The sequence below is a fragment of the Rhizobium beringeri genome, from assembly GCF_004306515.1.
GTDB classification, from domain to species: domain Bacteria; phylum Pseudomonadota; class Alphaproteobacteria; order Rhizobiales; family Rhizobiaceae; genus Rhizobium; species Rhizobium beringeri.
On sequence record NZ_SILG01000002.1, the window covers coordinates 335,507 to 359,262 of the forward strand.

Annotated in this window: 23 protein-coding genes; 6 read left to right on the forward strand and 17 right to left on the reverse strand. The window is 61.4% G+C overall.

The features are described from left to right. Window positions 1-19: 19 nt before the first annotated feature. From doeB to ehuR, 10 genes are all read right to left on the reverse strand, one after another. Window positions 20-1,036 carry a N(2)-acetyl-L-2,4-diaminobutanoate deacetylase DoeB gene (doeB, locus tag ELH03_RS25255; RefSeq protein ID WP_128400205.1) on the reverse strand — a complete coding sequence of 339 codons (1,017 nt, stop codon included), beginning with the start codon at window positions 1,034-1,036 and terminating at the stop codon, window positions 20-22. Between the two features lie 7 nt (window positions 1,037-1,043). Beyond that, window positions 1,044-2,225 carry an ectoine hydrolase DoeA gene (gene doeA, locus ELH03_RS25260; RefSeq protein WP_128400204.1) on the reverse strand — a complete coding sequence of 394 codons (1,182 nt, stop codon included), beginning with the start codon at window positions 2,223-2,225 and terminating at the stop codon, window positions 1,044-1,046. Between the two features lie 32 nt (window positions 2,226-2,257). After that, on the reverse strand, window positions 2,258-3,250 hold the full coding sequence (gene eutC, locus ELH03_RS25265; protein ID WP_128400203.1) for an ectoine utilization protein EutC: 993 nt from the start codon (window positions 3,248-3,250) through the stop codon (window positions 2,258-2,260). Beyond that, window positions 3,247-4,248: a hydroxyectoine utilization dehydratase EutB gene (gene eutB / locus ELH03_RS25270; protein ID WP_128400202.1), complete on the reverse strand. Its 1,002-nt coding sequence runs from the start codon at window positions 4,246-4,248 to the stop codon at window positions 3,247-3,249. The genes eutC and eutB overlap by 4 nt, the downstream gene beginning before the upstream one ends. 4 nt (window positions 4,249-4,252) lie before the next feature. After that, window positions 4,253-5,032 carry an ectoine utilization protein EutA gene (gene eutA / locus ELH03_RS25275; RefSeq protein WP_128411624.1) on the reverse strand — a complete coding sequence of 260 codons (780 nt, stop codon included), beginning with the start codon at window positions 5,030-5,032 and terminating at the stop codon, window positions 4,253-4,255. A gap of 2 nt (window positions 5,033-5,034) precedes the next feature. Further along, window positions 5,035-5,694, reverse strand: coding sequence for an ectoine/hydroxyectoine ABC transporter permease subunit EhuD (gene ehuD, locus ELH03_RS25280; protein WP_128411625.1), 660 nt, complete (start codon window positions 5,692-5,694; stop codon window positions 5,035-5,037). Between the two features lie 4 nt (window positions 5,695-5,698). Beyond that, window positions 5,699-6,358, reverse strand: a complete 660-nt coding sequence (ehuC, locus tag ELH03_RS25285) for an ectoine/hydroxyectoine ABC transporter permease subunit EhuC (RefSeq protein WP_128400199.1) — start codon at window positions 6,356-6,358, stop codon at window positions 5,699-5,701. Window positions 6,359-6,540: 182 nt separating this feature from the next. Then, window positions 6,541-7,395, reverse strand: coding sequence for an ectoine/hydroxyectoine ABC transporter substrate-binding protein EhuB (gene ehuB / locus ELH03_RS25290; RefSeq protein ID WP_130806817.1), 855 nt, complete (start codon window positions 7,393-7,395; stop codon window positions 6,541-6,543). A 56-nt stretch (window positions 7,396-7,451) separates the two neighbouring features. Beyond that, complete coding sequence (ehuA, locus tag ELH03_RS25295) at window positions 7,452-8,237, reverse strand: ectoine/hydroxyectoine ABC transporter ATP-binding protein EhuA (RefSeq protein ID WP_128400197.1); 786 nt, start codon at window positions 8,235-8,237, stop codon at window positions 7,452-7,454. Window positions 8,238-8,359: 122 nt separating this feature from the next. Then, entirely contained in the window at window positions 8,360-9,745 is a 1,386-nt protein-coding gene (gene ehuR / locus ELH03_RS25300) for a MocR-like ectoine utilization transcription factor EhuR (protein WP_128400196.1), read from the reverse strand. Between the two features lie 101 nt (window positions 9,746-9,846). Between ehuR and ELH03_RS25305 the strand changes: the two genes are divergently transcribed. The 5 genes from ELH03_RS25305 to ELH03_RS25325 all read left to right on the forward strand — a co-directional run bounded on the left by ELH03_RS25305 (window position 9,847) and on the right by ELH03_RS25325 (window position 15,039). Further along, complete coding sequence (locus ELH03_RS25305; RefSeq protein ID WP_128400195.1) at window positions 9,847-10,344, forward strand: Lrp/AsnC family transcriptional regulator; 498 nt, start codon at window positions 9,847-9,849, stop codon at window positions 10,342-10,344. Window positions 10,345-10,464: 120 nt separating this feature from the next. Continuing rightward, entirely contained in the window at window positions 10,465-11,961 is a 1,497-nt protein-coding gene (locus ELH03_RS25310; protein WP_128400194.1) for an NAD-dependent succinate-semialdehyde dehydrogenase, read from the forward strand. A gap of 43 nt (window positions 11,962-12,004) precedes the next feature. After that, window positions 12,005-13,384 (forward strand): aspartate aminotransferase family protein, encoded by a 1,380-nt coding sequence (locus tag ELH03_RS25315; protein WP_130766867.1) that lies wholly within the window; start codon window positions 12,005-12,007, stop codon window positions 13,382-13,384. A gap of 14 nt (window positions 13,385-13,398) precedes the next feature. Next, on the forward strand, window positions 13,399-14,472 hold the full coding sequence (locus ELH03_RS25320) for an alcohol dehydrogenase family protein (RefSeq protein ID WP_128400192.1): 1,074 nt from the start codon (window positions 13,399-13,401) through the stop codon (window positions 14,470-14,472). 171 nt (window positions 14,473-14,643) lie between these two features. After that, the gene (locus tag ELH03_RS25325; protein WP_128400191.1) at window positions 14,644-15,039 is read left to right on the forward strand and encodes a DUF4112 domain-containing protein; all 396 of its coding nucleotides are present in this window, start codon (window positions 14,644-14,646) and stop codon (window positions 15,037-15,039) included. Between the two features lie 146 nt (window positions 15,040-15,185). Here ELH03_RS25325 and ELH03_RS25330 read toward each other — a convergent pair whose 3' ends face one another. From ELH03_RS25330 to ELH03_RS25355, 6 genes are all read right to left on the reverse strand, one after another. Next, window positions 15,186-16,223 carry a Gfo/Idh/MocA family protein gene (locus ELH03_RS25330; RefSeq protein WP_128400190.1) on the reverse strand — a complete coding sequence of 346 codons (1,038 nt, stop codon included), beginning with the start codon at window positions 16,221-16,223 and terminating at the stop codon, window positions 15,186-15,188. Window positions 16,224-16,386: 163 nt separating this feature from the next. Further along, the gene (locus ELH03_RS25335) at window positions 16,387-17,172 is read right to left on the reverse strand and encodes a ThuA domain-containing protein (protein WP_128400189.1); all 786 of its coding nucleotides are present in this window, start codon (window positions 17,170-17,172) and stop codon (window positions 16,387-16,389) included. A gap of 61 nt (window positions 17,173-17,233) precedes the next feature. After that, window positions 17,234-18,259 carry an ABC transporter ATP-binding protein gene (locus ELH03_RS25340; RefSeq protein ID WP_017991311.1) on the reverse strand — a complete coding sequence of 342 codons (1,026 nt, stop codon included), beginning with the start codon at window positions 18,257-18,259 and terminating at the stop codon, window positions 17,234-17,236. An 11-nt stretch (window positions 18,260-18,270) separates the two neighbouring features. After that, window positions 18,271-19,101 (reverse strand): carbohydrate ABC transporter permease, encoded by an 831-nt coding sequence (locus ELH03_RS25345; RefSeq protein WP_128400188.1) that lies wholly within the window; start codon window positions 19,099-19,101, stop codon window positions 18,271-18,273. Next, complete coding sequence (locus ELH03_RS25350; protein ID WP_128400187.1) at window positions 19,101-20,087, reverse strand: carbohydrate ABC transporter permease; 987 nt, start codon at window positions 20,085-20,087, stop codon at window positions 19,101-19,103. The genes ELH03_RS25345 and ELH03_RS25350 overlap by 1 nt, the downstream gene beginning before the upstream one ends. 69 nt (window positions 20,088-20,156) lie before the next feature. Continuing rightward, window positions 20,157-21,419: an ABC transporter substrate-binding protein gene (locus ELH03_RS25355; RefSeq protein WP_130766868.1), complete on the reverse strand. Its 1,263-nt coding sequence runs from the start codon at window positions 21,417-21,419 to the stop codon at window positions 20,157-20,159. 268 nt (window positions 21,420-21,687) lie between these two features. Between ELH03_RS25355 and ELH03_RS25360 the strand changes: the two genes are divergently transcribed. Beyond that, window positions 21,688-22,701, forward strand: coding sequence for a substrate-binding domain-containing protein (locus tag ELH03_RS25360; RefSeq protein WP_128400185.1), 1,014 nt, complete (start codon window positions 21,688-21,690; stop codon window positions 22,699-22,701). Window positions 22,702-22,779: 78 nt separating this feature from the next. Here ELH03_RS25360 and ELH03_RS25365 read toward each other — a convergent pair whose 3' ends face one another. Continuing rightward, window positions 22,780-23,745, reverse strand: coding sequence for an ROK family protein (locus ELH03_RS25365; protein ID WP_128400184.1), 966 nt, complete (start codon window positions 23,743-23,745; stop codon window positions 22,780-22,782). Between the last annotated feature and the right edge of the window lie 11 nt (window positions 23,746-23,756).

Below are 23,756 nucleotides of genomic sequence, written 5' to 3' on the forward strand. Positions count from 1 at the left end.
AGGCCGACCCGGCCTAAAATCATCCTGTTCTAGCCGTAACAATCGCCACGACGGCAACGCAGTCACCAGCCTTGACCAGCCCCGGGAAATGCCGGGCACAGAGAATGCCGTCCATGCCGGCGCGGATATCGCGCGGCGCCACCCCGGTCCGCCCGGTCGGATAGATGCGAGCGATGACGGCATCGTCGGTGACCGCTTCACCGAGATCGATGACAGGTTCGATCAGCCCGCCCTCTTCTGCGAAAGAGAAGCAGCGGCCGTCCGGCATGTCGAGCCAGGTCGTCGGACCAGGATCGACGGCGCCGGCGACAATCCCTGCGTGGCGCAGCACGTTCATGGTGCCGCGCTTGGCAATCGCCGCACTTTTGGCCGTGGCGGTGCCGCCGCCGCCGAGTTCCGTGGTGATGAAGATCTTGCCCATTTCCTCGGCTGCGGTGTCGTACATGCCGACCGCATCGATCTCCAGCATCTTCATCGAATAGGGAGCGGCAAAGGCCCTGACGAATTCGAAGGCTTTTTCCTGCTGTTGCTTGTTCGGCAGGATGTGGGCTGCGCAGAACGGCAGAAAATCGAGCGTCTTGCCGCCGGAATGGAAGTCGAGGACGAGATCCGCCATCGGCAGAAGCACACGGCTGAAATAGTCGGCGATCTTCTCGGTCACCGTGCCGTCCGGCCGGCCCGGGAAGCTGCGGTTCATGTTGCCCCTGTCGATCGGCGAGGTTCTGGTTCCCGCCAGGAATGCCGGATAATTCATGGCCGGCACGATGATAACCGTGCCGTTCACCTCTTCGGCCTTCAGCGTGCGGGCAAGATCGAAGAGCGCGATCGGCCCTTCATACTCGTCGCCGTGATTGCCGCCGGTCAGAAGAGCTGTTGGCCCCTTGCCGTTCCTGATGACGGTTATCGGCACCATCACCGATCCCCAGGCGGAATCGTCGCGACTGTAAGGCAGGCGCAGGAAGCCGTGCTGGACGCCCTCGGCGGCGAAATTGACCGTCGCGCTGATCGGCGACGGCCGCAAGCCAATCTCTTTCATCGCCGCCTCAATCCTTGACCATCAGTCTGCGCGGCACGTTCGCGAAGCACTCGACGCCGCTTTCGGTGATGAGGATGCTCTCGGTCGTCTCGAAACCCATGTCGTCGAGCCAGAGGCCGGTCATGAAATGGAAGGTCATACCGGGCTTCAGCTCCGTCCGATCGCCCGGTCGCAGGCTCATGGTGCGCTCGCCCCAGTCCGGCGGATAGGAAAGGCCGATCGGATAGCCGGTGCGGTTATCCTTGACGATGCCGTATTTCTTCAGCACCGCGAAGAAGGCGTTGGCGATATCCTCGCAGGTATTGCCGGGTCTGGCGACCGCAAGACCGGCTTCCATGCCCTCCAGCGTCGCCTCTTCAGCGTCGAGAAAGGCCTGCGTCGGCTTGCCGAGGAAGACGGTACGCGACAGCGGCAGGTGATAACGGTTGTAGCAGCCGGCGATCTCGAAGAAGGTGCCCTCGCCCTTCTTCATCGGCCGGTCGTCCCACGTCAGATGTGGTGCGGACGCTTCGACGCCGGACGGCAGCAGCGGCACGATCGCCGGATAATCGCCGCCGATGCCGTCGACGCCACGGGTGCCGGCATCATAGATTTCCGCAACCAGATCGCACTTGCGCATACCGACCTCGATCTTGTCGAAGATACGGGCATGCATCGCCTCGACGATACGGGCGGCATTGCGCATGTAGCCGATCTCGGTCTCGCTCTTGACCGCTCGCTGCCAGTTGACGAGCGCGGTCGCGTCGACGAAGCGCGCATTCGGCAGATGCTTCTGCAGCGCCGCAAAGGCGGCTGCCGAAAACCAGTAATTGTCCATCTCGACGCCGATCGTCAGCTTGCCGAAGCCGCGCTCGGTCAGGATGCCCGAGAGGTAGTCCATGGGGTGGCGCTCGGTCGATTGCACATAGTGATCGGGATAGCCGACGATGTTGTCGTGCTTCAGATAGGCGGTGAACTTGGCGCCATTGGCATCCTGGCCGCGTCCGAACCAGATCGGTTCGCCCTGCGGCGGCACGATCACCGCCTGGTGCACGTAGAAGGACCAGCCGTCATAGCCGGTCAGCCAGGCCATGTTCGACGGGTCGCTGACGATCAGCAGGTCTACGCCCTTCGCCTCCATGGCACGCCGTGTCTTTTCCAACCGCGCGGCATATTCGCCGAGCGAGAATTTGAGATTGGGCTGGGTCATGTTTCTTCCCTTCTTTTCCGGCGCCGCGCCGGTCAGCTTTCGAACGTGGTCCCGGCCTTCGCCGCGCCGGCGCGGGCAAAGGCGAGCGTGGCGATGGCGGTGTCCTGGATGCCGGTCCCGGTCAGGTCCGCAATGGTGATCTGGTCGTTGCGCGTCCGTCCCGGCGCCATGCCGGCGACGATCTGGCCGAGCTCGGCAAAGACCGCGTCGGCCGCAACCAGGCCGGCGTCGATTGCGTGATGCAATTCGCCGAGGCGCCGCGTCTGCTTCAAGCTGTCGGCGACGTAGAGGTCGGCAGCCGCAATGGCGGCCGGATCGATTTCGTTCTTGTGCTCCGCATCCGAGCCCATGGCCGTCAGATGCTGTCCGGGTTCCAGCCACCCGGCCTCGATGATCGGGATTTCCGACGGCGTGGTGGTTACGATGAGATCAGCGCCGGTCATTGCACCTCTCGCGTCCGCTATCGCGATGACGGGAAACCCGAGCTTTGCGGCCAATTCGGCTGCCACGCTTTGCGCCTTGGCGGCATCGCGCGCCCATATCCTCGCCTCGCGGATCGGCCGGACCAGCGTCAGCGCTTCGAGCTGCAGCTGCGCTTGCATGCCTGCGCCGAAGATCGCGGCCACGGATGCATTTTGCCGCGACAGATGTTTTGCCGCGACGGCGCCCGCTGCCGCGGTGCGCACGTCGGTGAGATAGCCGTTGTCCAGCAGCAGTGCTTGCACCAATCCGGTTCGGCTCGACAGCAGCACCATCATACCGTTGGTGCTCGGCAGGCCGATCTTGGGGTTGTCGAAGAAGCCGGGGCTGATCTTGATCGCGAAGCCCTCGATGCCAGGCACATAGGCCGTCTTCACATCGACTTCGCCGCGATATTCCGGAATGTCGAGCCGCAGGATCGGCGGCATGGCGACAGCCTTGGTCGCAAGCGCTGCGAAAGCCTCCTCGATGCAGGCGACCGTATCTCGGTCGAGTCCGATGACGTTCCTCAATTCCGCTTCCGTCAGAATGATCATCCGGCTCATGGTCCCTCCTCGCCGTAGAGTGGCTGTGTCCGGTTGATCACCCGCAGGTGCTGCTCCATGTCGACATTCGCCCCGGATAAGATCGCGACGATGGGACCGCCGCGCCTGATTTTTCCGGCAAGCAGCGCGGCGATACCGACCGCGCCCGCGCCTTCGACGATCTGGCGTTCGCAGGCATAGGCATGACGCATGCCGGCGGCGATTTCCGCCTCGGTCAGCAGGATGACGTCGTCGAGAAGTTCGCGGCACATGGCAAAGGTGACGCGATTGTCGAGGCCAATGCCGCCGCCGAGCGAGTCGGCAAGGCTCGCCACTTCCTCGACCTGCACCGGCTGCCCCGCATTGAGGCTTGCCTTCATTGCAGCGCCCTTCTCCATCGTCAGGCCGATCACCTTGGCCTTCGAACTGATGCCCTTGACCGCAGCCGCAACTCCCGCCGCAAGGCCGCCGCCCGAGAGCGGCACCAGCACGATTGCCGCCTCCGGCATGGCGTCGATGATTTCGAGCCCCAGCGTCCCCTGCCCGGCCACGACATCAGGATGATCGAAGGGCGGCACCATCACCAGCCCCTCCTCGCGGACCAGCCGGTCGACCTCCTGTTGCGCCTCGTCCTGCGATACGCCGACGATGCGGATATCGGCACCGAGGCGGCGGATTTCCGAAACCTTGTTCTCCGGCACCAGCCGCGACATGCAGATGGTCGCGACTGCACCCTCCGCCTTTGCCGCATAGGCAAGCGCCCGGCCGTGATTTCCGGTCGAGGCCGCGACGACGCCATGCGCGCGCCCGGCCGGTGACAAGGAGAGCACCGCATTGGTTGCCCCGCGCAGCTTGAAGCTTCCGGTCGTCTGATGATGTTCGAGCTTGAGATGGACCGGCACGCCAGCCAATTCGCCAAGTGAAGCGGACTGCACCATCGGTGTGCTAAGCACGCGGCCGCCAATCCGGCGCGCCGCTGCGCGGATATCCTCCAGCGAAACAGGCAAGGTGCTCACCATGATCTCAGCCTTCCCGATAAGGCTTGGTCATCAATTGACCGAGTTCGGGCCGCGCCTGATCATCGCCGCAAAGCCTCAGGCAGGCCCAGGCGGTCGCCAGATTGCTGGTGATCACCGGCTTGCCGGTCTCCGCTTCAATGCGGGCGGCGACCTGGGCGGCGCGCACCGCCGTACAGGAGATAAACAGCGCATCGGACTGCGGCGCCAGCGCCTCGCGCCCGAAGGCAAGGATCTCGTCCGGTGCGATCCGCGCCATCTCGCGATCATCGGTCAGGCCGAGACAGGTGAAGCGGTCGATCGCAAAGCCGAGATCCGAGAAATAGTCGGCCATCGGCCGGCTGGTCTCGATCGTATAGGGCGTCAGCACCGAAATCCGTCTGGCGCCAAGCGCCTTCAGACCTTTCACGGCAGCCGCCGTCGGCGTCACGACGGGAACCCCGGGCTTGGCCGCATGGATCGCCGCCTCGATGTTCCGGTCGCCGATCACCACCGAGGCGGAGGTGCAGGAATAAACGATGGCATCGAGTGCCTCGTCCGGCAGGATCAGTGCCGCGCCTTCCGTCAACGACGGCTGCATCCGCAAGAGGTTTTCCGGTGTGACCGGATTGGCATAGTGGATTCGGCTGACATAGACGCCGAGGCGATCGCCGGCGACCATACGCTGGAAGTCGACTTCCGTCGTGTGGTCGGTCGCGAGGATGACCAGGCCGATACGCTTTTCCAGCGGCCGATCCTCCAGCCGCGGCGGCCGGCCGGCGGGAATGATCTCAATCTCTACGGTCATGGTCAGTCATCTATCCTTGCGTAGCGTTCCTCCAGCCAGCGTAATCCCACGACCGAGATCAGGCTGATGACGAGGAAGAAGACGCCGACCAGCGTCATCGGCTCGATGTAGCGGTAATTGCTGTTGGCGATGCTCTTTGCCTGGTTCATGAGTTCGAGCACGGTGATCGCCGAAAGCAGCGGTGTCTCTTTGAACATGGCGATGAGATAGTTGGCGAGCGCCGGGATCATCGGCGGGATCGCCTGCGGCAGGATCACGTGGATCCAGGCCTGGCGCGTCGACAGATTGGTGGCCTTGGCCGCCTCCCATTGTCCGCGCGGCACATTCTCGATGCCGGCGCGATAGACCTCGGCGGTATAGGTAGCATAGTGAATGCCCATACCGATGACGCCTGCGACCAGCGGTGCCAGCCGGATGCCGATATCCGGCAGCACGTAGAAGATGAAGTAGAGCTGCACCAGCAGCGGAGTGCCGCGGATGAATTCCGAGACGAAGCCGACCGTCCTGGAAATGGCGGCTACCGGTGACCGCCGCGCAATGGCAAGAGCCAGGCCGACGATCATGGCGACGGCTGCGCCGAGGATGGTGGCGAGAAGAGTGATCTTGAACCCTTCCAGAAGGGTCGGCATGATCTGCCAGACGAAGTCCCAATCCCATTCCATCTGATCAGGTCCTTATGCCGTCGAGGCTGCGCGCCATCCGCCGCTCCAGCCAGCGCATCGTCGCGGAGATCGCCGAGGCCATGAGGAAATAGAGGATGAGGATCGTCGCGAAGGGGACGAGCGTATTGCCGGTCTGCGCCCGCACCACCTGCGCCTGGAACGTCATATCCGTCAGCGAAATCAGCGACACGACGGCCGTGCCCTTCAGGAGTTCGATCGCATTGTTGCAGAAGGTCGGCAGCATCAGCGGCAGTGCCTGCGGCAGGATGACGTGGCGCATACGCTGGTATCGCGAAAGGTTGAGCGCGATGCAGGCTTCAGACTGTTCGCGCCCGACGGCCTTGACGGCGCCGCGCACCACTTCCGCCGCATAGGCGCCGACGTTCAGCCCGAGCGCCAGCACGCCCGCCTGCAGCGGCGTCAGGGTCAAACCCGCAAAAGGCAGCACGAAATAGACCCAGAAAAGCTGGACGAAGATCGAGGTGCCGCGGAAGAATTCGATATAGGCCGTCGCCAGAGCCCGCACGGCAAAGAAGCGCGACAGGCGGCCGAGGCCCGCCAGGAAGGCCATCACCAGCGCCAGCGCAGACCCCATGACCGTCAGTTCGAGCGTCACCAGGGCGCCCTGAAGGATCAGTGTCAGATAGCCGGACCCTACCGACATCGGCAACTCACTTCCTAGAGCATGTCGCGCAAAACTGTGCAGCGGTTTTGCGATAACGACATGCGTAAAAACAAGGGCCTAAAGCGCGAGAGAGCGAATCTGAAAGATCGCGACGCGCTTTAGGAGATCGTTCGGGGACAATCCGGCCATGCCGATGGCATGGCCGGCTGCTAACCCCTCGATTATTTCGCCGCGGCGCAGAGCTTGTCACGGCTCGTCGACATTGCGGCCTTCGCCGAAAAGCCGTAGGGCTCGATGATCTTGGCGAATTCGCCCGATTCCTTCAGCTTCTTCAGCTTCTTCAGCTCGACATCGAAGGCATCGCGCAGGGCGACGTCCTGCTTGCGGAAGGCAGCGCCATCGCAATAGACCGGCGCATTGACGACGGGTGCGACGGTTTCAAGGTTCGGATCATTCGCCTTGGCCATCAGGTCATGGATTGACAGAACCGGCAGCGAGTAGACGTCGATGCGGCCGTCCTGCAGCATCTTGATGCCGCTCTGGCCATCCGGAACGACGATGACGCGATCGCGCGGCACGCCGGCTTCGAGCGCAAGCTTCTCTTCGGTCCCGCCGCCCGGCGCGCCGATCTTGGCGTCCGGATTGTCGGCGATGTCCTTGTAGCTCGTCAGCTTCAGCGGATTGCCCTTCTTGAGAGCGAAAGCCTCGGCGTCGCAGAGGATCGGTTCGGAATAGGCGACGGCAGCGCAACGCTCAGGCTTCATGAAGAGGCCTGCGGTGATCGCGTCGTGGCGGCCGGCCTGCAGGCCGGGGATCATCGCGCCATATTCCGAGATCGAGGCGACCACTTCCTTGACGCCCAGCTTTTCGAAGATTGCACGCGCCACATCGGGGGCCGCGCCGGACACCTTGCCATCGGCGCCGACGGCCGTGAACGGCGGCTCGTTGGCGATGGCGATACGCGCAAAGCCCTGCTCCTTCAGCTGCTCGAGCTTGTCATCGGCGGCGGCCGGAGCGGCCGCCGTGATCAGAAGCGCCGACAGGCTGGCGGCGCTCAAAAAATATCCTGCTTTCATCGTTCCCAACTCCTCTGACTTTCCTTGAGTCTTGTTCTTGCGGGCAATGTCTGAGCTCAGACGCGGTGCCCCGCCGCAATGATCTTGCGCAGGAAGGTCTGCGTCCTCTCCTGCGTCGGATTGCGAAAGATGTCGCCCGGTTTGCCTTCCTCGACGATCTTGCCGCGATCGAAGAACAGGACACGGTCGGCAAAGTCATGGGCAAAGCCCATTTCATGAGTGACGAGAAGCATGGTCATGTCGGTTTCGGACGCCAGCCGCCGCATGACGTTCAGCACCTCCTCGACCAGTTCCGGGTCGAGCGCCGACGTGACCTCGTCGAACAGCATGATCTTCGGCGACAGCGCCAGCGCCCGGGCAATGGCGACGCGCTGCTTCTGCCCGCCGGAAAGCTGCGCCGGAACGCTCTTTGCCTTGTCGGCCAAGCCGACCATGTCGAGAAGCTCCATCGCCCGCTTTTCTGCCGCGGGCCGCTTGATGCCCTTGGTCAGCATTGGCGCCAGCGTCACGTTGTCGAGCACGCATTTATGCGGGAACAGATTGAAATGCTGAAAGACCATGCCGATCTTTTCGCGCATGCGATGCAGATGCCGCTCATCGGCCGGCACTAACCCGCTGCCATTCGGCATATGGTAGAGCTGTTCGCCGTCGACCTCGATATGGCCACCGCTGATCGTCTCCAGCGTCATCAGAATGCGCAGGATCGTCGTCTTGCCGGAGCCGGATGGTCCGATCAGCGCCAGCTTCTCGCCCGGCATGACATTCATCGACAGGCCGTCGAGCACGGTCAGCGGGCCGTATTTCTTGACGATGTTGTCGATGCGGATGATGGGCGGAAGCATTCATGTCTCTCCCTGTTGAGACAAGCAATGTCCTAACGATGACGGCCCATCAAAATCATGTCAATTCGTAAAATAATATCATGACAATTATTCTGCGCACGCTCAAATACAAGGCAGCGGCATCAGATCGCGAGCAGCAGCTCTTCCGGATTTCCTTGCGCCAATGAGGCGACGATGCCGAGCCCGGTCCGCAACTCGCTTTCCGTCGTCGAACCAAGCGAGATGCGCACGGCCGGCGTCCAGCCCTGATCGGCGGTGTGGAAGGATTTGCCAGGCGCGATCGCCACACCACGCAGCCTTGCCTGCGATACGAAACCGTCCTCGGTATGGTTGCCGAAGAGCGGCAGCCAGACGTGCAGGCTTTGCGGATGCGCCCGGTAAGGCAGGCCGGCCAGCATTTCCGCCGCGATCGCGTGCCGGCTCAAAAGGGCACGGCGCTGCCAGTTGACCAGTTCCATTGCCGTGCCGTCGCTGACCCAGCGGGTGGCGATCTCGGCCATGGCAGGCGTCGCCATCCAGTTGGAGACGAGATGCCGGTTGGCGACGGCGGCGACATAACGGTCGGGCGCGGTGAGATAGCCGATCCGCAGGCCCGGAACGGTAATCTTGGTGAAGCTCGTGACGTAGAGTGTCCGCTCCGGTGCAAACGCGGCCATCGGCGGCGCACGGTTCTCAACCATCGGGCCGAGAATGTCGTTTTCGATGATCGCGATATCATGTTTGGCGGCGACAGCGGCGAGCGCCTGTCTACGTTCCGCGCTCATCAGCGCCGCCATCGGATTGATCACCGAGGGCTGCAGGAAAATGGCCCGGATCGGTCCCTTTCGGCAGGCCTCGTCCAGCGCTTCGGGGATCATGCCCTCCTCGTCGATCGCCAGCCCTTCGAGATGAAGACCGAGATAGGTCGAGAGCGGCACCAGCGTATGATGGCTGATCGCTTCGGTCGCAACCGTCGAGCCGGGCGGGGCGACGCTCATCAACGCCACCGTCATGCCCGAAGTCGCACCATTCGTCACGCTGATGTTCAGCGGCGACACCTCCAGCCCGCAGCGCGCCAGCCATTCCGTGGCGACGGCGCGGTGGCGCGGAAACACCATGTTCGGCCTGAAGGAAAGGGCGGAGCTGGAGGGCAAGTTTTCCGAAAGCCAGCCGAAGGCCTGCCGCAGCCTTTCCAAATGGATCTGCTCGCAGACCGGCTTCAGGATCGACAGATCGATCACCTCGCCCAGCCGTTCCGGCAGATAAGGCGGCTCCGGCTCACGCGGCCTGGTCTGGACGAAGCTGCCGCGTCCGATCTCGCCTGATATCAGCCCCCGGCGGATCAACTCGTCATAGGCGCGGCTGACCGTCTGCACCGAGAGATGCAGATCATCCGCCATCTTCCGGTGCGGCGGCAATTGTGTGCCATCGGTGAGCTTGCCGTCCGTGATCGCGTTTGCGATCTGCTCGGCAAGCGAGAGATAGGCCGGACGGCGGAGTTGCGAGGGATCGGGGCGCCACTTTGTCATGATTTTAACACTGCTGAAAATCAGTTCAATTGACAATGCAAAAATGCGCTCCCATTGTCTTTTCCCTGCGTTTGAAATGATTTCTTTCTAAAGAAAGCACCATGAAGCTCGACGCCATCGACCTGCGCATTCTCGACGCCGTCCAGCGCGACGGCCGCATCACCAAACTGGCGCTGGCCGAAAAGGCCGGACTGTCGCCGACGCCGTGCTGGATGCGGCTGCGCAAGCTCGAAAGGGCCGGGATCATCACAGGTTACCACGCGCGCGTCGCGCCACGGCGCATCGCGCCGGTCGCCAGCGTGATGATGGAAGTGACGCTCGCCAATCATCGCCAGGCGGATTTCGAACGCTTCGAGCGCGCCATCAGCGCAATCCCGGAGATCGTCGCCTGCTGGTCGGTCGGCGGCGGCGTCGATTACATCCTGAAGATCATCGCGCCCGATATCGACGCCTATCAGCGGCTGGTCGACGGGCTTCTCGACCGCGAACTCGGCATCGACCGCTACTTCACCTACATCGTCACCAAGACGGTGAAGGAGGAAACAGTCCTTCCGGTCTCTTCCTTCACTGCCGCCGAGGAAGACCAGACCACGTCGTAGACAATCTCTCTGCCAGGCCGCCGTCCTTTAGACCATCTCTCTCTTTTCGCATCCGCCAACAGACAATCTCTCGCCCGCTCCTATGGAAGACTGACGTCAACCGCCACGAGGAGAATGGACATGACCGCCGTTTTTGCCCGCCCCGCCTATCATGACGCGCTGTCGCGGCTTGGCGACCGTCATCTCCTGCGCGATCTCGCCTATGTCGGCGGCCGATGGATCGCCGGCAAATCAGGGAAAAGTTTCGAGGTCACAGATCCCGCCTCATCGACGACGCTGGCCTGGGTTGCAAGCCTTGGCGCCGATGAGACGGCGGTGGCGATCGATGCAGCGGCAGAGGCTTTCGCCGCCTGGCGCGCGATGCTGCCGCAGAACCGCGCGGCGATCCTGCGCAAATGGTTTGAGCTGATGCTGGCGGCCAAGGAGGATCTGGCGCTGATCATGACGCTCGAACAGGGCAAGCCGATCGCGGAATCGCGTGGCGAGATCGATTACGCCGCCTCCTTCGTCGAATGGTATGCCGAGGAAGGCAAGCGCCTGAACGCCGAGAGCGTCACCAGCCATCTTCCCGGCGCGGAAATGATCGTCCGGCGCGAGGCGCTCGGCGTCGTCGGCATCGTCACGCCCTGGAATTTCCCCTCTGCCATGCTCACCCGAAAGGCTGCCGCAGCGCTGGCCGCCGGCTGCACGGTCGTCGCCCATCCCTCCTCCGAGACGCCGCTTTCGGCCCTTGCCCTTGCCGAGCTCGGCGAGCGTGCCGGCATTCCCGCCGGCGTCTTCAACGTGGTCACCGGCAATGCCGCAACGATCGTCGGACGGATGTGCACCGACACCCGCGTGCGTGCCATGAGCTTTACCGGCTCCACCGGGATTGGACGGCTGATTGCCGCCCAGTGCGCGCCGACCCTGAAGCGGCTGGTGATGGAACTCGGCGGCCACGCCCCGCTGATCATCTTCGATGACGCCGATATATCAAAGGCGGTCGAGATCGCCGTCAACGCCAAGTTTGCCACATCAGGCCAGGATTGCCTTGCTGCCAACCGCATCTTCGTCCAGCGACGGATCGCCGATGGCTTCGTCAAGGCCTTCGCCCACCGCATTGCCGAACTGAAGGTTGGTGCGGGGCTTGAGGATGGCGCCGAAATCGGGCCGCTGATGCATGAACGCGCCGTCGCCAAGGTCGAGGAGCAGGTCTCCGACGCGCTGGCGCGCGGCGCGCGGCTCGTCACCGGCGGCAAGCGCCACAAGGCCGGCCGGCTCTTCTACGAGCCGACGCTGCTGACCGATGTGCCGGCGGATGCGCTGATCATGCGCGAGGAGACTTTCGGGCCGGTGGCGGCGGTTACCACCTTCGACACGGAAGAAGAGGTCGTCGCCCGCGCCAACGATACCGAATACGGCCTCGTCGCCTATATCGTCACAGAAAACGGCGCCCGCCAGATGCGGCTTGGCCGTGCGCTGGAATACGGCATGGTGGCCGTCAACCGGGTGAAGATCACCGGCGGGCCTATTCCCTTCGGCGGCTGGAAACAGTCCGGCCTTGGCCGCGAGGGGTCACGCCACGGGCTCGAGGCCTTCACCGAGCTCAAATATCTCTGCATCGATACGGCCGCCTGACTCCATTTCAAGTGAGACCCCATTTCAAGAAAGAGGCTACGACATGCTCGACAGAAGCAACGAACTCACCGCCTGGGACCGCGATCACTTCTTCCACCCCTCGACCCATATGGGCGGGCATGCCCGCGGCGAGACGCCGACCCGTGTCGTTGCCGGCGGCGAAGGCGTCTACATCACCGACACGACAGGACGCAAAAGCCTCGACGCCTTTGCCGGCCTCTATTGCGTCAATGTCGGCTACGGCCGCCAGAAGATCGCCGACGCGATCGCCGAACAGGCGAAGAACCTCGCCTATTACCACGCCTATGTCGGACACGGCACGGAAGCCTCGATCACGCTGTCGAAAATGATCATCGACCGTGCCCCCACCGGCATGAGCCGCGTCTATTTCGGTCTCTCGGGCTCGGATGCCAACGAGACCAACATCAAGCTCATCTGGTACTACAACAACATTCTCGGCCGTCCGGAAAAGAAGAAGATCATCTCGCGCTGGCGCGGTTATCACGGCTCCGGCATCATGACCGGCAGCCTCACCGGCCTGGCGCTCTTTCACAACGCTTTTGATCTGCCGCGGGCACCGGTGCTGCACACCGAAGCACCCTATTATTTCCGCCGCCCCGACCGGTCGATGAGCGAGGAGCAGTTCTCGCAATATTGCGCCGACAAGCTCGAGGAGATGATCATCGCCGAAGGCCCGGAAACGATCGCCGCCTTCATCGGCGAACCCATCCTAGGCACCGGCGGCATCGTGCCGCCGCCGAACGGCTACTGGCAGAAGATCCAGACCGTGCTCGACAAATATGACATCCTGCTCGTCGCCGATGAAGTCGTCACCGGCTTCGGCCGTCTCGGCACGATGTTCGGCTCGGATCACTACGGCATGAAGCCGGACCTGATCACCATCGCCAAGGGGCTGACCTCGGCTTACGCTCCCCTTTCCGGCACGATCGTTTCGAACAAGATGTGGCAAGTCCTGGTGCAGGGTTCCGATCAGCTGGGAGCGATCGGTCACGGCTGGACCTATTCCGCCCATCCGATCTGTGCCGCCGCAGGCGTTGCCAATCTCGAACTGATCGATGAACTCGGCATTGTCGAGAATGCCGGCACGACCGGCGCCTATTTCCGCTCGGAACTGCAAAAGGCGGTCGGCGGCCACCGCAACGTCGGCGAAGTCCGCGGCGACGGGCTGATGACGGCCGTCGAATTCGTCGAGGACAAGGACGACCGCACGTTCTTCGATGCCGGCCGCAAGATCGGCCCGCAGGTTGCTTCTGCCCTCCTCGAACGCGGCGTCATCGGCCGTGCCATGCCGCAGGGCGACATCCTCGGCTTCGCTCCGCCGCTTTGCCTGACACGCGAGGAGGCCGACATCGTGGTCAAGGCCGCGGCGGATGCGATCGAAACCGTCTTCAAGAACATCTGAGGGAGAAGATCAGCATGACGATCCCGGAAAAGATGGCGGCCGTATTGCTCACCGGCCATGGCGGTCTGGACAAGCTCCTCTATGACAGGGACGTGCCCGTCCCGACGCCCGCCGATGGCGAGGTTCTGATCCGCGTCACGGCCTGCGGCATGAACAATACCGACGTCTGGGTCCGCCAAGGCGCCTACGGCACCGAGGACGATCCGTCGGCCGTCTCCACATGGCGCAGACAAGGCAACACGCTGACATTCCCGCGCATCCAAGGCACCGATACAGTCGGTCATATCGTCGCCGTCGGCGCCGGCGTTAATCCGGCACGCATCGGTGAACGCGTCATGGTCGACTTCTCGATCTACAACCGAGACGACGACAGCCTCGCCGACATCGACTACATGGGCCATGGCCGCGACGGCGGTTATGCCGAATACATGGCACTGCCGGCCGAGAACGCCCATGTCGTCGCAACCGATCTGACCGACGTCGAACTCGCCACCTTCTGCTGCGCCTATCTGACCGGCGAACGCATGCTGGAACGGGCAAGGCTGTCGGCCGGCGAACGCGTTCTGGTGACCGGCGCCTCGGGTGGCGTCGGCTCGGCGATCATCCAGCTCGCGCGGGCCCGCGGCGCCATCCCGATCGCGGTCGCAGGTCCTGGCAAGGAGGCGGCGATGCTCGATATCGGCGCCGAAGCGGTGGTGACCCGCGGCAAGGGCGATCTGGTCGAAGCCGTCCATTCCGCCAGCCGTGGCCAACCGATCGATGTCGTCGCCGATCTCGTCGGCGGACAGCTGTTCAACGACCTCCTGAAGATCCTGCGCCCCGAAGGCCGTTACACGACAGCCGGCGCCATCGCCGGCCCGGTCGTTCAGCTCGATTTGCGGACCATGTATCTGAAGCAGCTGGAGCTGCACGGCTCGAGCCAGGGAAGCCGCGCCGACTTCCGCCGGATCGTCGGCTATATCGAAAGCCGGAAGATCCGGCCTCTCGTCGGCGGCGTCTATCCACTGTCGGAATTCCACCGCGCGCAGACCGATTTCATGGCGAAGAACTTCGTGGGCAAATTGGTCGTGGTTCCCGACGAGAGATGATCCTTGCTTTCGCGGGCGAACCTTATCGGGTTTGCAGCGTTTCACGGCCATGGAACATCATGACGGCACCTGCCTTTCGTTGCGTCGGACTATTTCGGCGCACTGCGACGACATCCTTCCCGCGCCCTCACTCGAGGAGGCGGAACGGTCGTTCGCGCCAAAAGGTCGCTGATGCCAGCCTCCGCCAACACGAAACACCTGACGTCCATCGAACTTGGAAGAATTCGGCGCGCCGTCGGCATAGCGCGCCTGATGGATACCGCGGTCAGATTGCCTGTCATCGGCGTGCGTATCGGCGCGGACTCGGTTCTCGGCCTCATCCCGGCCGTCGGCGACATTGCCGGATCCCTGATCGGTCTTTTCATCATCGATGAGGCAAGACGCCTCGGCATTCCCACCCACAAGCTCGCACGCATGGCCGTCAATCTCGGGATCGACGCCGCCGGCGGGACGGTTCCGCTGCTTGGCGATCTCTTCGACGTCTATTTCAAATCTCATCGCCGAAACGTCGGCATCATTCTCGACCACTTTGGGATCAGCGAAGACGAGTTGAACCGGCGCATCTGACCAAGCCGACGTCCCTTTGCAACTCCCCTGTCGAGGAATTTGCACGAGGCTGTCGGCGCCGGTTCCAACCAGCCCGCGCAACCGGTGCCCTCGCCTTAAAACGATGAGCAACCTGCAGAGGTAGTACTGAACTCGAGCGCCTTCGCTTAAAGTTCGGTCAGAGCGCCGGCCGTCTTCACTGCGTGGTCAAGAACGAATTGCAGCTTGGCTGCGTGGCCGAAACCAGGCTCATCCGGCTGCCCCTTATGCACGGCATTTGCAAATCGCTGGAAGTTGGTGATAACCGGTTCGACCTCGATCTTACGCCAGATTGCCTTGTCGGCATCGGGGCCTTCACAGGCCCTGAGCGTCGAACCTTCAGGCGTATGCACCACCTCCAGCGCGCCCTTGTCTCCATGCAGGCGCAGGCGCAATTCGTTCAGATGGCCGGTTGCCCAGCGCGTTGCGTGGATGACGCCAGCGGCACCGTTTTCGAGTTCAGCCATCATCAGGAAACTGTCGTTAGCGTCGAGATCATACTCGCCGATCCGGTTCCCGGGGCTCTTGTCGAACACCTTGAGATGCGATGCGGCCGCCTTGACGTCACTTCCGGCGGCAAAAACCGCGAAGTCGAGAATATGGATACCGACATCGCCCAGCACGCCATTGGAGCCGTGCTTTGTCGACAGCCGCCAAAGCCATTGCGATTCCTTGGTCCAGTCGCCCCACGCCTTTGAGACCAGCCAGCTCTGGAGATAGGACGCTTCGAAGTGGCGGATCGCGCCGAGGCGTCCGTCCAGCACCATCTTACGCGCTGCTTGCAGCGGCGCTACATTACGATAGGTAAGGTTTACCATCGTGACCTTGCCGGACGCAGCAGCAGCGTCGGCCATCTCTTTGGCTTCGCGGTAGTTTACCGCCAGCGGCTTCTCGCAGAGGACATGCTTGCCGGCGCCGAGTATCTTCATTGTCGTGGAGTAATGCGCGCGATCCGGCGTGACATTGGTCACGGCGTCAAACTCTCCCCAGGCAAGGGCGTCATCAAGCGACGTGAAGGTAAGGGGGATACCATGCCTGAGCGCGAAGGCCCGCAGCCGGACCTCGTCCGTATCGACAGCAGCAACAATTTTTACGTCGGCGATTTCGGAAAAATTCATGGCATGGGTGTTTGCCCATCCTCCGGTTCCGAGAATGATCAAGCGCATTTTTGTCCTCATGGTCGTTTATCGAAATCATTAGCGCCAGAACCGTCGACTTTCACAAGCGCCAGATGGTCTTGCCAAATGGAGAGCGACGACTGTCAGCGCAGTGTTTTCCCGGGCCGATCGCACACGTGGCGTCCACGCCCAAGGAAGGTGTTTCAGTTCCTCAGCGGTAACCGGCTTCGCCGGCCTGGTGCAGTCTCGGGCCGCGTTCGACGATCGGCTCTAGTGCTTTTTCTACCGGGACATTTGGAGCATCGGTGATACCAGTCAACGACCCCTCGGGGTTATAGGCCCACTTGACGCCGTTGATCAGCACCTTCTGAACATTGACGTCGTGATAGGTCGGATAGGTCTCGTGGCCGGGGCGGAAATAGAAGATGTTACCGGCGCCGCGCCGCCAGGTCAGGCCCGATCGGAATACTTCGCCGCCCTGGAACCAGGAGATGAACACCGTTTCGAGCGGTTCAGGCACCGAGAACTGCTCGCCGTACATTTCTTCGTTTTCGAGCACGAAATGCTCGCCGATACCGGCGGCAATCGGATGGCGCTGGTTGATCGTCCACAGACGCTCACGCTCACCGGCCTCGCGCCATTTCAGCGCGCAGGGCGTGCCCATCAGCCGCTTGAAGATCTTGGAGAAATGGCCGGAATGCAGCACCAGCAGGCCCATGCCTTCCCAGACACGCTTGGCGACACGCTCGACGACGACGTCGGAGACCGCGCCGTGATCCTTGTGGCCCCACCAGGTCAAGACGTCGGTCTCAGTTAGGCGGGCTTCGCTGAGGCCGTGTTCCGGCTCCTGCAGCGTCGCTGTCGTCGCCGAGATACTTGGATCGGTGTTCAGCGCATTGGCGATCGTGGTGTGCATGCCTTCGGGGTAGATGCCCCGGACGATCTCATTGCTATTCTCGTGGATATTCTCTCCCCACACAACGGTGCGAATGGTCACGTCGTTCTCTCCTTAGTTAAAAACGGATCGAGCCTTGGGAGGAACATCGACCCTGGGAAAATCAGGCAGCCCGCATGGATGCTCGCTCAAGCGCCCGGCCCGACCGGTCGAAACGGTGAACGTGGCCGGCAAGCGGCACAAGGCCAAGTGTTTGGCCGGGCGCGTGGCGGGAGACACCGGCTTCACGCACGACGAACGGCTCATCCGCCCCGATATCCAGATAGACGAAGCTATCGGCGCCAAGGATTTCTGAATGGATGACCGTGCCGCTCCAAACGGGCGACTCGGGCGTGATGCGAACATGCTCTGCGCGCACGCCAATCGTATGGCTATCATAGGGTTGCGCCAGCCCGCCCGAGAGGAAATTCATTTTCGGCGAACCGATGAAGCCGGCAACGAAGACCGAATTGGGGCTTTCGTAGAGCTCCAGCGGCGTGCCGATCTGCTCGACGACGCCGTCCCTCAACACGCAGATCCGATCGGCGAGTGTCATGGCCTCGACCTGGTCATGGGTCACATAAATCATCGTCGTGTTGTGCATGCTGCGATGAAGCTTCGCGATTTCCAGCCTCGTCGCGACGCGAAGCGCCGCATCGAGGTTGGACAGCGGCTCGTCGAAGAGAAAGACCTTGGGATCGCGTACGATCGCCCGGCCGATTGCGACGCGCTGACGCTGCCCGCCGGAAAGCTGTCGCGGCAAGCGATCTAAGTAGGGTGAGAGCTGCAGCATGCCGGCGGCCTGTTCAACACGCTGGCGGCATTCGTCTCTGGTGCTGCCGGAGAGTTTCATGCCGAAAGCCATGTTGTCGAAGACCGTCATATGCGGATAGAGCGCGTAGGATTGGAACACCATGGCGATGCCTCTCTTCGACGGCGCGTGCTGGTTCACCGTCTTGTTGTCGAAGGAGAGGGTTCCCGACGTGATGTCCTCGAGCCCGGAGATAAGCCGCAGCAGCGTGGACTTGCCACATCCCGACGGCCCCACGAACACCATGAACTCGCCCCGGCGGATGTCCATCGTCACGCCTTTGATCACCTCGAAAGCGCCGAAGCTCTTGCGGATATTCTCCAGTCGGATTTCTGCCATGTCCTACTCCCTCAACCCTTGACGCCGCCGGCGGTCAGCCCCGAAATGATCCGGCGCTGGAATATCAAAACAAGCACGACGACCGGCACGGTGACGATCACCGAAGCCGCCATGATGTTGCCCCAGGGAATCTCGAATTCGCTGTTGCCCGATAGCAGGGCGATCGCCACCGGGACGGTTCGCTGCGTATCCGACGACGTGAATGTCAGCGCGAAAAGAAACTCGTTCCAGGCGGTGATGAAGGCGAGCAGTCCGGTTGTTACCAGCGCCGGCCACATCAACGGCATGAACACCTGGGTGATGATGACCCATGGTGAGGCGCCGTCGACGATCGCCGCCTCCTCAATCTCGATCGGCAATTCCCGCATGAAGGTCGTCAGCACCCAGACGGTGAAGGGGAGCGTGAAGATCATGTAGGAAAAGATCAGCGCGAAGGGCGTGTTGAAGATGCCGATCCAGCGGATGAGTTCGAAGAGGCCCGCAAGAACGGCAATCTGCGGAAACATCGACACCGAGAGAATGGTCAACATCAACAGTGCCCGCCCGCGGAAGTGCACCCGGGCCAAAGCGAAGGAAGCGGTGATCGAAAGTAGCAGCGATGCTGAAACCACGACGCAGGCGATCATCGCGGAATTCGCCAGACTGCGGACGAAACCGCCCTGGCCCATCACGGAAGTGTAGTTGCCGAAGGAGATCGAGGTCGGCCAATAATCGACTTTGAAAAGGGCCGTGCCGGTCTTCAGGCTCGTAAGGATTGCATAGTAGAACGGAAATACCGCAACGATCACGATGATTGTGACGAGCAGGTAGAAGAGCGTATTTTTGGCGATCGAAAGCAGCATCAACGTTCCTCCCCGCCGAGCTTGACGCGACCGAGCCAGATATAAAGGACGGTTACGGAGGCAATGATGAGGAAAAGCACCGTTGACGCGGTGGCGCCGTAGGCGAACTTGTCGAAGTCGAACAGGTTCTCGCGCGCCATGACCGACATGGTCTTCGTCTGCGCATTGTTGGGCGTCAGTACATAGATCAGGTCGAAGATGCGCATCGCATCCAGCATCCTGAAGATCACGGCAACCATGATAGCCGGTCGGATCAGCGGCAGCGTCAGACGCCAGAAAACCTTGACCGGATTGACGCCGTCGATCCTGGCAGCCTCATAGATGTCTCCCGGAACCATCTGTAGTCCCGCAAGAATCAGAAGCGCCATGAAGGGCGTCGTCTTCCAGACATCGACGATCAGCACTGCGATCATCGCCGTTTCCAGATTGGCGGTCCAGGCAATCTTCTCGCTGATAAGACCAAAGTTGAGCAGAATATCGTTCAGAATGCCGAACTGATCATTGAGCATCCAGGCCCACATCTTTGCTGAGACGATTGTTGGGATCGCCCAAGGAATGAGGATTGCGGCCCGTACGATCCCACGCCCGACGAACCGTGCGTTCAGCACCAGGGCGACGATCAGCCCGAGCACGGTCTCGATTACCACCGAAAGGACGGTAAACTTGGCAGTGTTCCAGACGGCATTCCACCAGACCGGATCGGCAAGCAGCCCGCGATAGACGGTCCTTCCGCTCTTCAGCGTCACCCACGACAAATAATTGTCAAAGCCGACGAACTGCGCATTGCCAAGGTCGTTCAGCGACGCATTCGTAAAACTGAAATAGATCGTTCTGAACAGCGGCCAGCCAGCGACGATTGCCAAGATCAACAGCGTCGGCGCCAGAAACATCCATGCCGATCGAATGCGCTCGGAACGCAGCTCCGTGGAGGCTCTGACATGGGAAACCCTGGGCTTGACTGCTTGTGGAACTACGATTTCGCTCATGAACCGTCTATCCCTCGTTAGCGCGTCCGAAGACCGGACCGGCGGCCTGACAGCCGCCGGTCGGAATACCTACCAAGCGTCGCCCTTGAGGGTCGTTAGGTCGGCTTCGAGAAGCTCGAGGTTCTCGGCAGCTGAGCCGCTGCCTGACAGGGTATTGTGCACTGCAGTCCAGAACTTCGAGGACACCTCATTGTACTTTACCTTGGCCGTCGCCGAAGGGCGTGGCACCGCGTCCTGGAAAATCGGTTTCCAGTTCGGCATGAAGGGCTGCGCGGCAGCAACATCCTTGTCGTCATAAAGATCCGTCAGGGTCGGCAAATTGGAGAGTTCGATGGCACGTGCCTTTTGAACGTCCTTCGACGCCAGGAATTTTACGAGCGCGATGGCTGCGTCCTGCTTTTCGGAATACTTCGAAACCGCCAGGTTCCAGCCGCCAAGTGTCGAAGACGGCTTATCGCCGACGGCCGCAACCGGTAGCGTCATCACGTCGAACTTGCCCTTTACCGCGCTGTCGGCACCGTTTCCGAGAGAATAGGCGTAAGGCCAGTTGCGCATGAAGACAGCGTTGCCGGTCTGCCAGACGCCGCGCGATTCTTCTTCCTGATATGCGAGCACTCCCGGCGGTGAGATCGTGCCGATCCAGCCCTTGGCCCGTTCAAGCGCTGCTGCCGCCTGCTCGTTATTGATCGAGATCGTCCCGTCCGGCTCGACGATCTGGCCGCCGCCCGACGACTTCACCCATTCCAGTCCGTTGCAGGTAAGCCCTTCGTAGGAATTGCCCTGGAAAACGTAGCCCCAGAGGTCCTTCTGTCCGGCCTGGCGTTCTTTATCCTGAATCTCTTTGGCGGTTGCGGCCATCTCGTCCCAGGTCTTCGGCGGCTGTTTTCCATATTTCTCCAGCAGGTCCTTTCGGTAAAACAGCGCCGGAGCATCGGTAAACAACGGCAGCGCCACAAGCCGGCCATTGACAGTCTGAGACGCGACGATCGACGGGAAGAACTGACCGACCACGTCTTTGGCTGCCTCCTTCAGATCGACGAACTGGTCGGCAAGCTGCGGTGCCCAGATGACATCGGTCTGATAGACATCGACGTCCTTGTTTCCAGCAGCAAGCCACAGGCGATATTGAGAAAACTGCTCGCTGCTTGATGACGGCATGGTGACGAACTTGACATGATTGCCGGTATTCTTCTCGAAAATTGCGAGCTGGTTGTGAAGGAATTCGACGTTTTTGCCGGTGGTATTTGCGGCAAACGAAATTTCAGCGGCACGGACGGAGCCGGCAGCGATAGCGACGCTGAGTGCCGACAAAGCTAAAGCAAACTTTTTCATAATCTCCTCCCAGAAATTGAAATCGATTTGGCCACCAAACCATTGCAGAACGTCGCAGAGGCGTCAAGCCGTCACGATTAACGATCCTCAGTTGTATTCCGATGGGAAAATGGCCGATATACAGTGATTAGAGGTATTTTTTACCCCTTCGAGCTGAGATTCAAAGCACCAAAATTGAAACCGATTTCAATTTTTGCCGGACTGATACTTGCCCGTTGCGCATCGCCAACGCTTCGTCCATTGATTGCCGGGAAAAAGAAGACATCCGATGAAACTTCGTGAATTTGCAAAGCAGCTTGGGCTCTCTCCGACGACGGTCAGCCGTGCGCTCAGCGGCTATCCCGAGGTGAGCGAAGCCACGCGCGCCCGGGTTGCGAGCGAAGCAATGCGGCTTGGCTATCGCCCCGATATCAATGCCGTGCGGCTAAAGACCGGGAGAGCCGGAGCGATAGGCGTCATGATGGCGCGTTCGGGAGAAATCCATTTCGCTGAATTCATGTCGGGGATGGCGCAGCGCCTGGAAACGGCCGATACCGATATTCTCATCACGCCTATTACCGCGCACAATGATGACGACGAAATGCAGGCCTACCGACGCCTCGTCGAAAGTCGCCGAGTGGATGCAGTGATCATTCATTCGCCTCGCCCCAAGGACCCGCGGATCGAGCTGCTGAACAGCTTGGGCCTGCCTTTCCTGGTTCACGGCCGCTCGGAGACCGAGCACGTTCACGCGTGGCTCGATATCGATAATGAAAATGCGGTGCGTAGAGCCACCGAACACCTGCTCGATCTCGGGCACCGCCGCATTGCCATGGTCAATGGCCTGCGGGGCAAGACGTATTCAATCCATCGCGAACATGGTTTTCGGATTGCCCATCAGGAGCGTGGGTTCGTCGTCGATCCCAACCTGATGGTCTGCGATAAATTCTCCGACGAGAGCGGCTTTCGTCATGCCCGCTCTTTTCTGGAGAGCGCGAATGCTCCGACCGCCATCGTTGCCGGTTCCACGATGACAGCGCTTGGTGTTTACCGTGCCGTCCGTTCGCTTGGGATGACGGTGGGTCAGGATGTGTCGGTTATCGCTCATGACGACGTTTTCCCTTATCTGACGGCAGAAAACATGGCGCCGTCGCTCTCGACAACACGATCGTCCATGCGTGCCGCGGGCACGCGCTGCGCTGAGCTAACGCTACAGCTTATCGCTGGACGTGCCGTGGATGAGGTCCACGAATTGTGGCCAGTCGAACTGATCCTGAGGGAAAGTACCGCCCCGCCGCCCTGACGGAGAGCAACCTCTCGATACGGAAAGGGGGTCTTGCGCTAGCGCGTTTACCGATGCACGCAGGATCGGCCTGCTTTTCTAAAGCTGATCGATCGAAGGAACCTTGCCGGTCAGAAACGCCAGAGCCGCTGCGCCAACGAGGCCCGAGTTCTGATCCAACGCCGCCAGCATTACCCTGACATCCTTGAATGCCGGCATTGCCCATTGCGTGATGTAGCCTTGAATGCCCGGTTGCAGCCGGTCGAACTCGTGGGAAAGCCCGCCTCCCATCACAATGATATCGGGACTGAAGATATGGATCAGGCTGGTGAAGCCGCGACCGAGAATTTCCGCTTCCTCGTCAACCAGTTGATTTGCCAGACGATCGCCATTTCTCGCGGCCGCGAAGATGCTACGGCTGTCGATGGCGCCGCCATCGCTGCCTATCGTCGTCCCGCTAGATTCCATGGCCCTTATGCGGGCGCGTCGTGCAAAAGCCGGTCCGGATCCGTAGGCCTCGAAACAGCCCCTATTGCCACAAGGGCAAAGCTCTCCGTTCGGCACGACCGACATGTGCCCGACATGGGCTGCCATGCCCTTGCGACCGCGCACCACGCGACCATCCGCAACAACGCCACCGCCAATGCCGGTGCTTACGGTGACATAGACCAGGTTATCAACTCCCTTGCCAACTCCGAACTGCCACTCACCAATGGCAGCGGCAATAGCATCATTCTCAAGGTCTACCGGAAACGGAAACCGCTTCTGCAACTCCGCCTTCAGCGGAAAATCGACGAAGCCGGAGAGGGTCGGGATATCAGTCGCGACACCGGCGACCGTGTCGAGCGGACCCGGAGCGGATACACCGACGCCCACCACCGAAGCAGAGTTCGATGCAGCAAGCAGTCCATCCGCCAGGCCGCAAATCTGGGCGAGCACGCGGTCGGGACCCGCCAGCGCATCCGTTGGTTCGGCTGCACGCGCCAGAATCCGGCCCTGCTCATCGACGAGGGCAGCGCGTACCTGCGTCCCACCGAGGTCGATTCCAATGGCAACCTGCTGCATGTGAAGACCAT

Coding starts and splice junctions, on each gene's coding strand:
- ELH03_RS25325 (WP_128400191.1), top strand. CDS start 14,644: ATGCCAGCCTCCGCCAACACGAAACACCTGACGTCCATCGAACTTGGA.
- ELH03_RS25365 (WP_128400184.1), bottom strand. CDS start 23,745: ATGCAGCAGGTTGCCATTGGAATCGACCTCGGTGGGACGCAGGTACGC.
- ELH03_RS25355 (WP_130766868.1), bottom strand. CDS start 21,419: ATGAAAAAGTTTGCTTTAGCTTTGTCGGCACTCAGCGTCGCTATCGCT.
- ehuC (WP_128400199.1), bottom strand. CDS start 6,358: ATGTCGGTAGGGTCCGGCTATCTGACACTGATCCTTCAGGGCGCCCTG.
- ELH03_RS25310 (WP_128400194.1), top strand. CDS start 10,465: ATGACCGCCGTTTTTGCCCGCCCCGCCTATCATGACGCGCTGTCGCGG.
- ELH03_RS25360 (WP_128400185.1), top strand. CDS start 21,688: ATGAAACTTCGTGAATTTGCAAAGCAGCTTGGGCTCTCTCCGACGACG.
- eutC (WP_128400203.1), bottom strand. CDS start 3,250: ATGAGCCGGATGATCATTCTGACGGAAGCGGAATTGAGGAACGTCATC.
- ELH03_RS25345 (WP_128400188.1), bottom strand. CDS start 19,101: ATGCTGCTTTCGATCGCCAAAAATACGCTCTTCTACCTGCTCGTCACA.
- ELH03_RS25330 (WP_128400190.1), bottom strand. CDS start 16,223: ATGCGCTTGATCATTCTCGGAACCGGAGGATGGGCAAACACCCATGCC.
- ehuD (WP_128411625.1), bottom strand. CDS start 5,694: ATGGAATGGGATTGGGACTTCGTCTGGCAGATCATGCCGACCCTTCTG.
- ELH03_RS25320 (WP_128400192.1), top strand. CDS start 13,399: ATGACGATCCCGGAAAAGATGGCGGCCGTATTGCTCACCGGCCATGGC.
- ehuA (WP_128400197.1), bottom strand. CDS start 8,237: ATGCTTCCGCCCATCATCCGCATCGACAACATCGTCAAGAAATACGGC.
- doeA (WP_128400204.1), bottom strand. CDS start 2,225: ATGACCCAGCCCAATCTCAAATTCTCGCTCGGCGAATATGCCGCGCGG.
- ELH03_RS25315 (WP_130766867.1), top strand. CDS start 12,005: ATGCTCGACAGAAGCAACGAACTCACCGCCTGGGACCGCGATCACTTC.
- eutB (WP_128400202.1), bottom strand. CDS start 4,248: ATGGTGAGCACCTTGCCTGTTTCGCTGGAGGATATCCGCGCAGCGGCG.
- ELH03_RS25305 (WP_128400195.1), top strand. CDS start 9,847: ATGAAGCTCGACGCCATCGACCTGCGCATTCTCGACGCCGTCCAGCGC.
- ELH03_RS25350 (WP_128400187.1), bottom strand. CDS start 20,087: ATGAGCGAAATCGTAGTTCCACAAGCAGTCAAGCCCAGGGTTTCCCAT.
- doeB (WP_128400205.1), bottom strand. CDS start 1,036: ATGAAAGAGATTGGCTTGCGGCCGTCGCCGATCAGCGCGACGGTCAAT.
- ehuB (WP_130806817.1), bottom strand. CDS start 7,395: ATGAAAGCAGGATATTTTTTGAGCGCCGCCAGCCTGTCGGCGCTTCTG.
- ELH03_RS25340 (WP_017991311.1), bottom strand. CDS start 18,259: ATGGCAGAAATCCGACTGGAGAATATCCGCAAGAGCTTCGGCGCTTTC.
- eutA (WP_128411624.1), bottom strand. CDS start 5,032: ATGACCGTAGAGATTGAGATCATTCCCGCCGGCCGGCCGCCGCGGCTG.
- ehuR (WP_128400196.1), bottom strand. CDS start 9,745: ATGACAAAGTGGCGCCCCGATCCCTCGCAACTCCGCCGTCCGGCCTAT.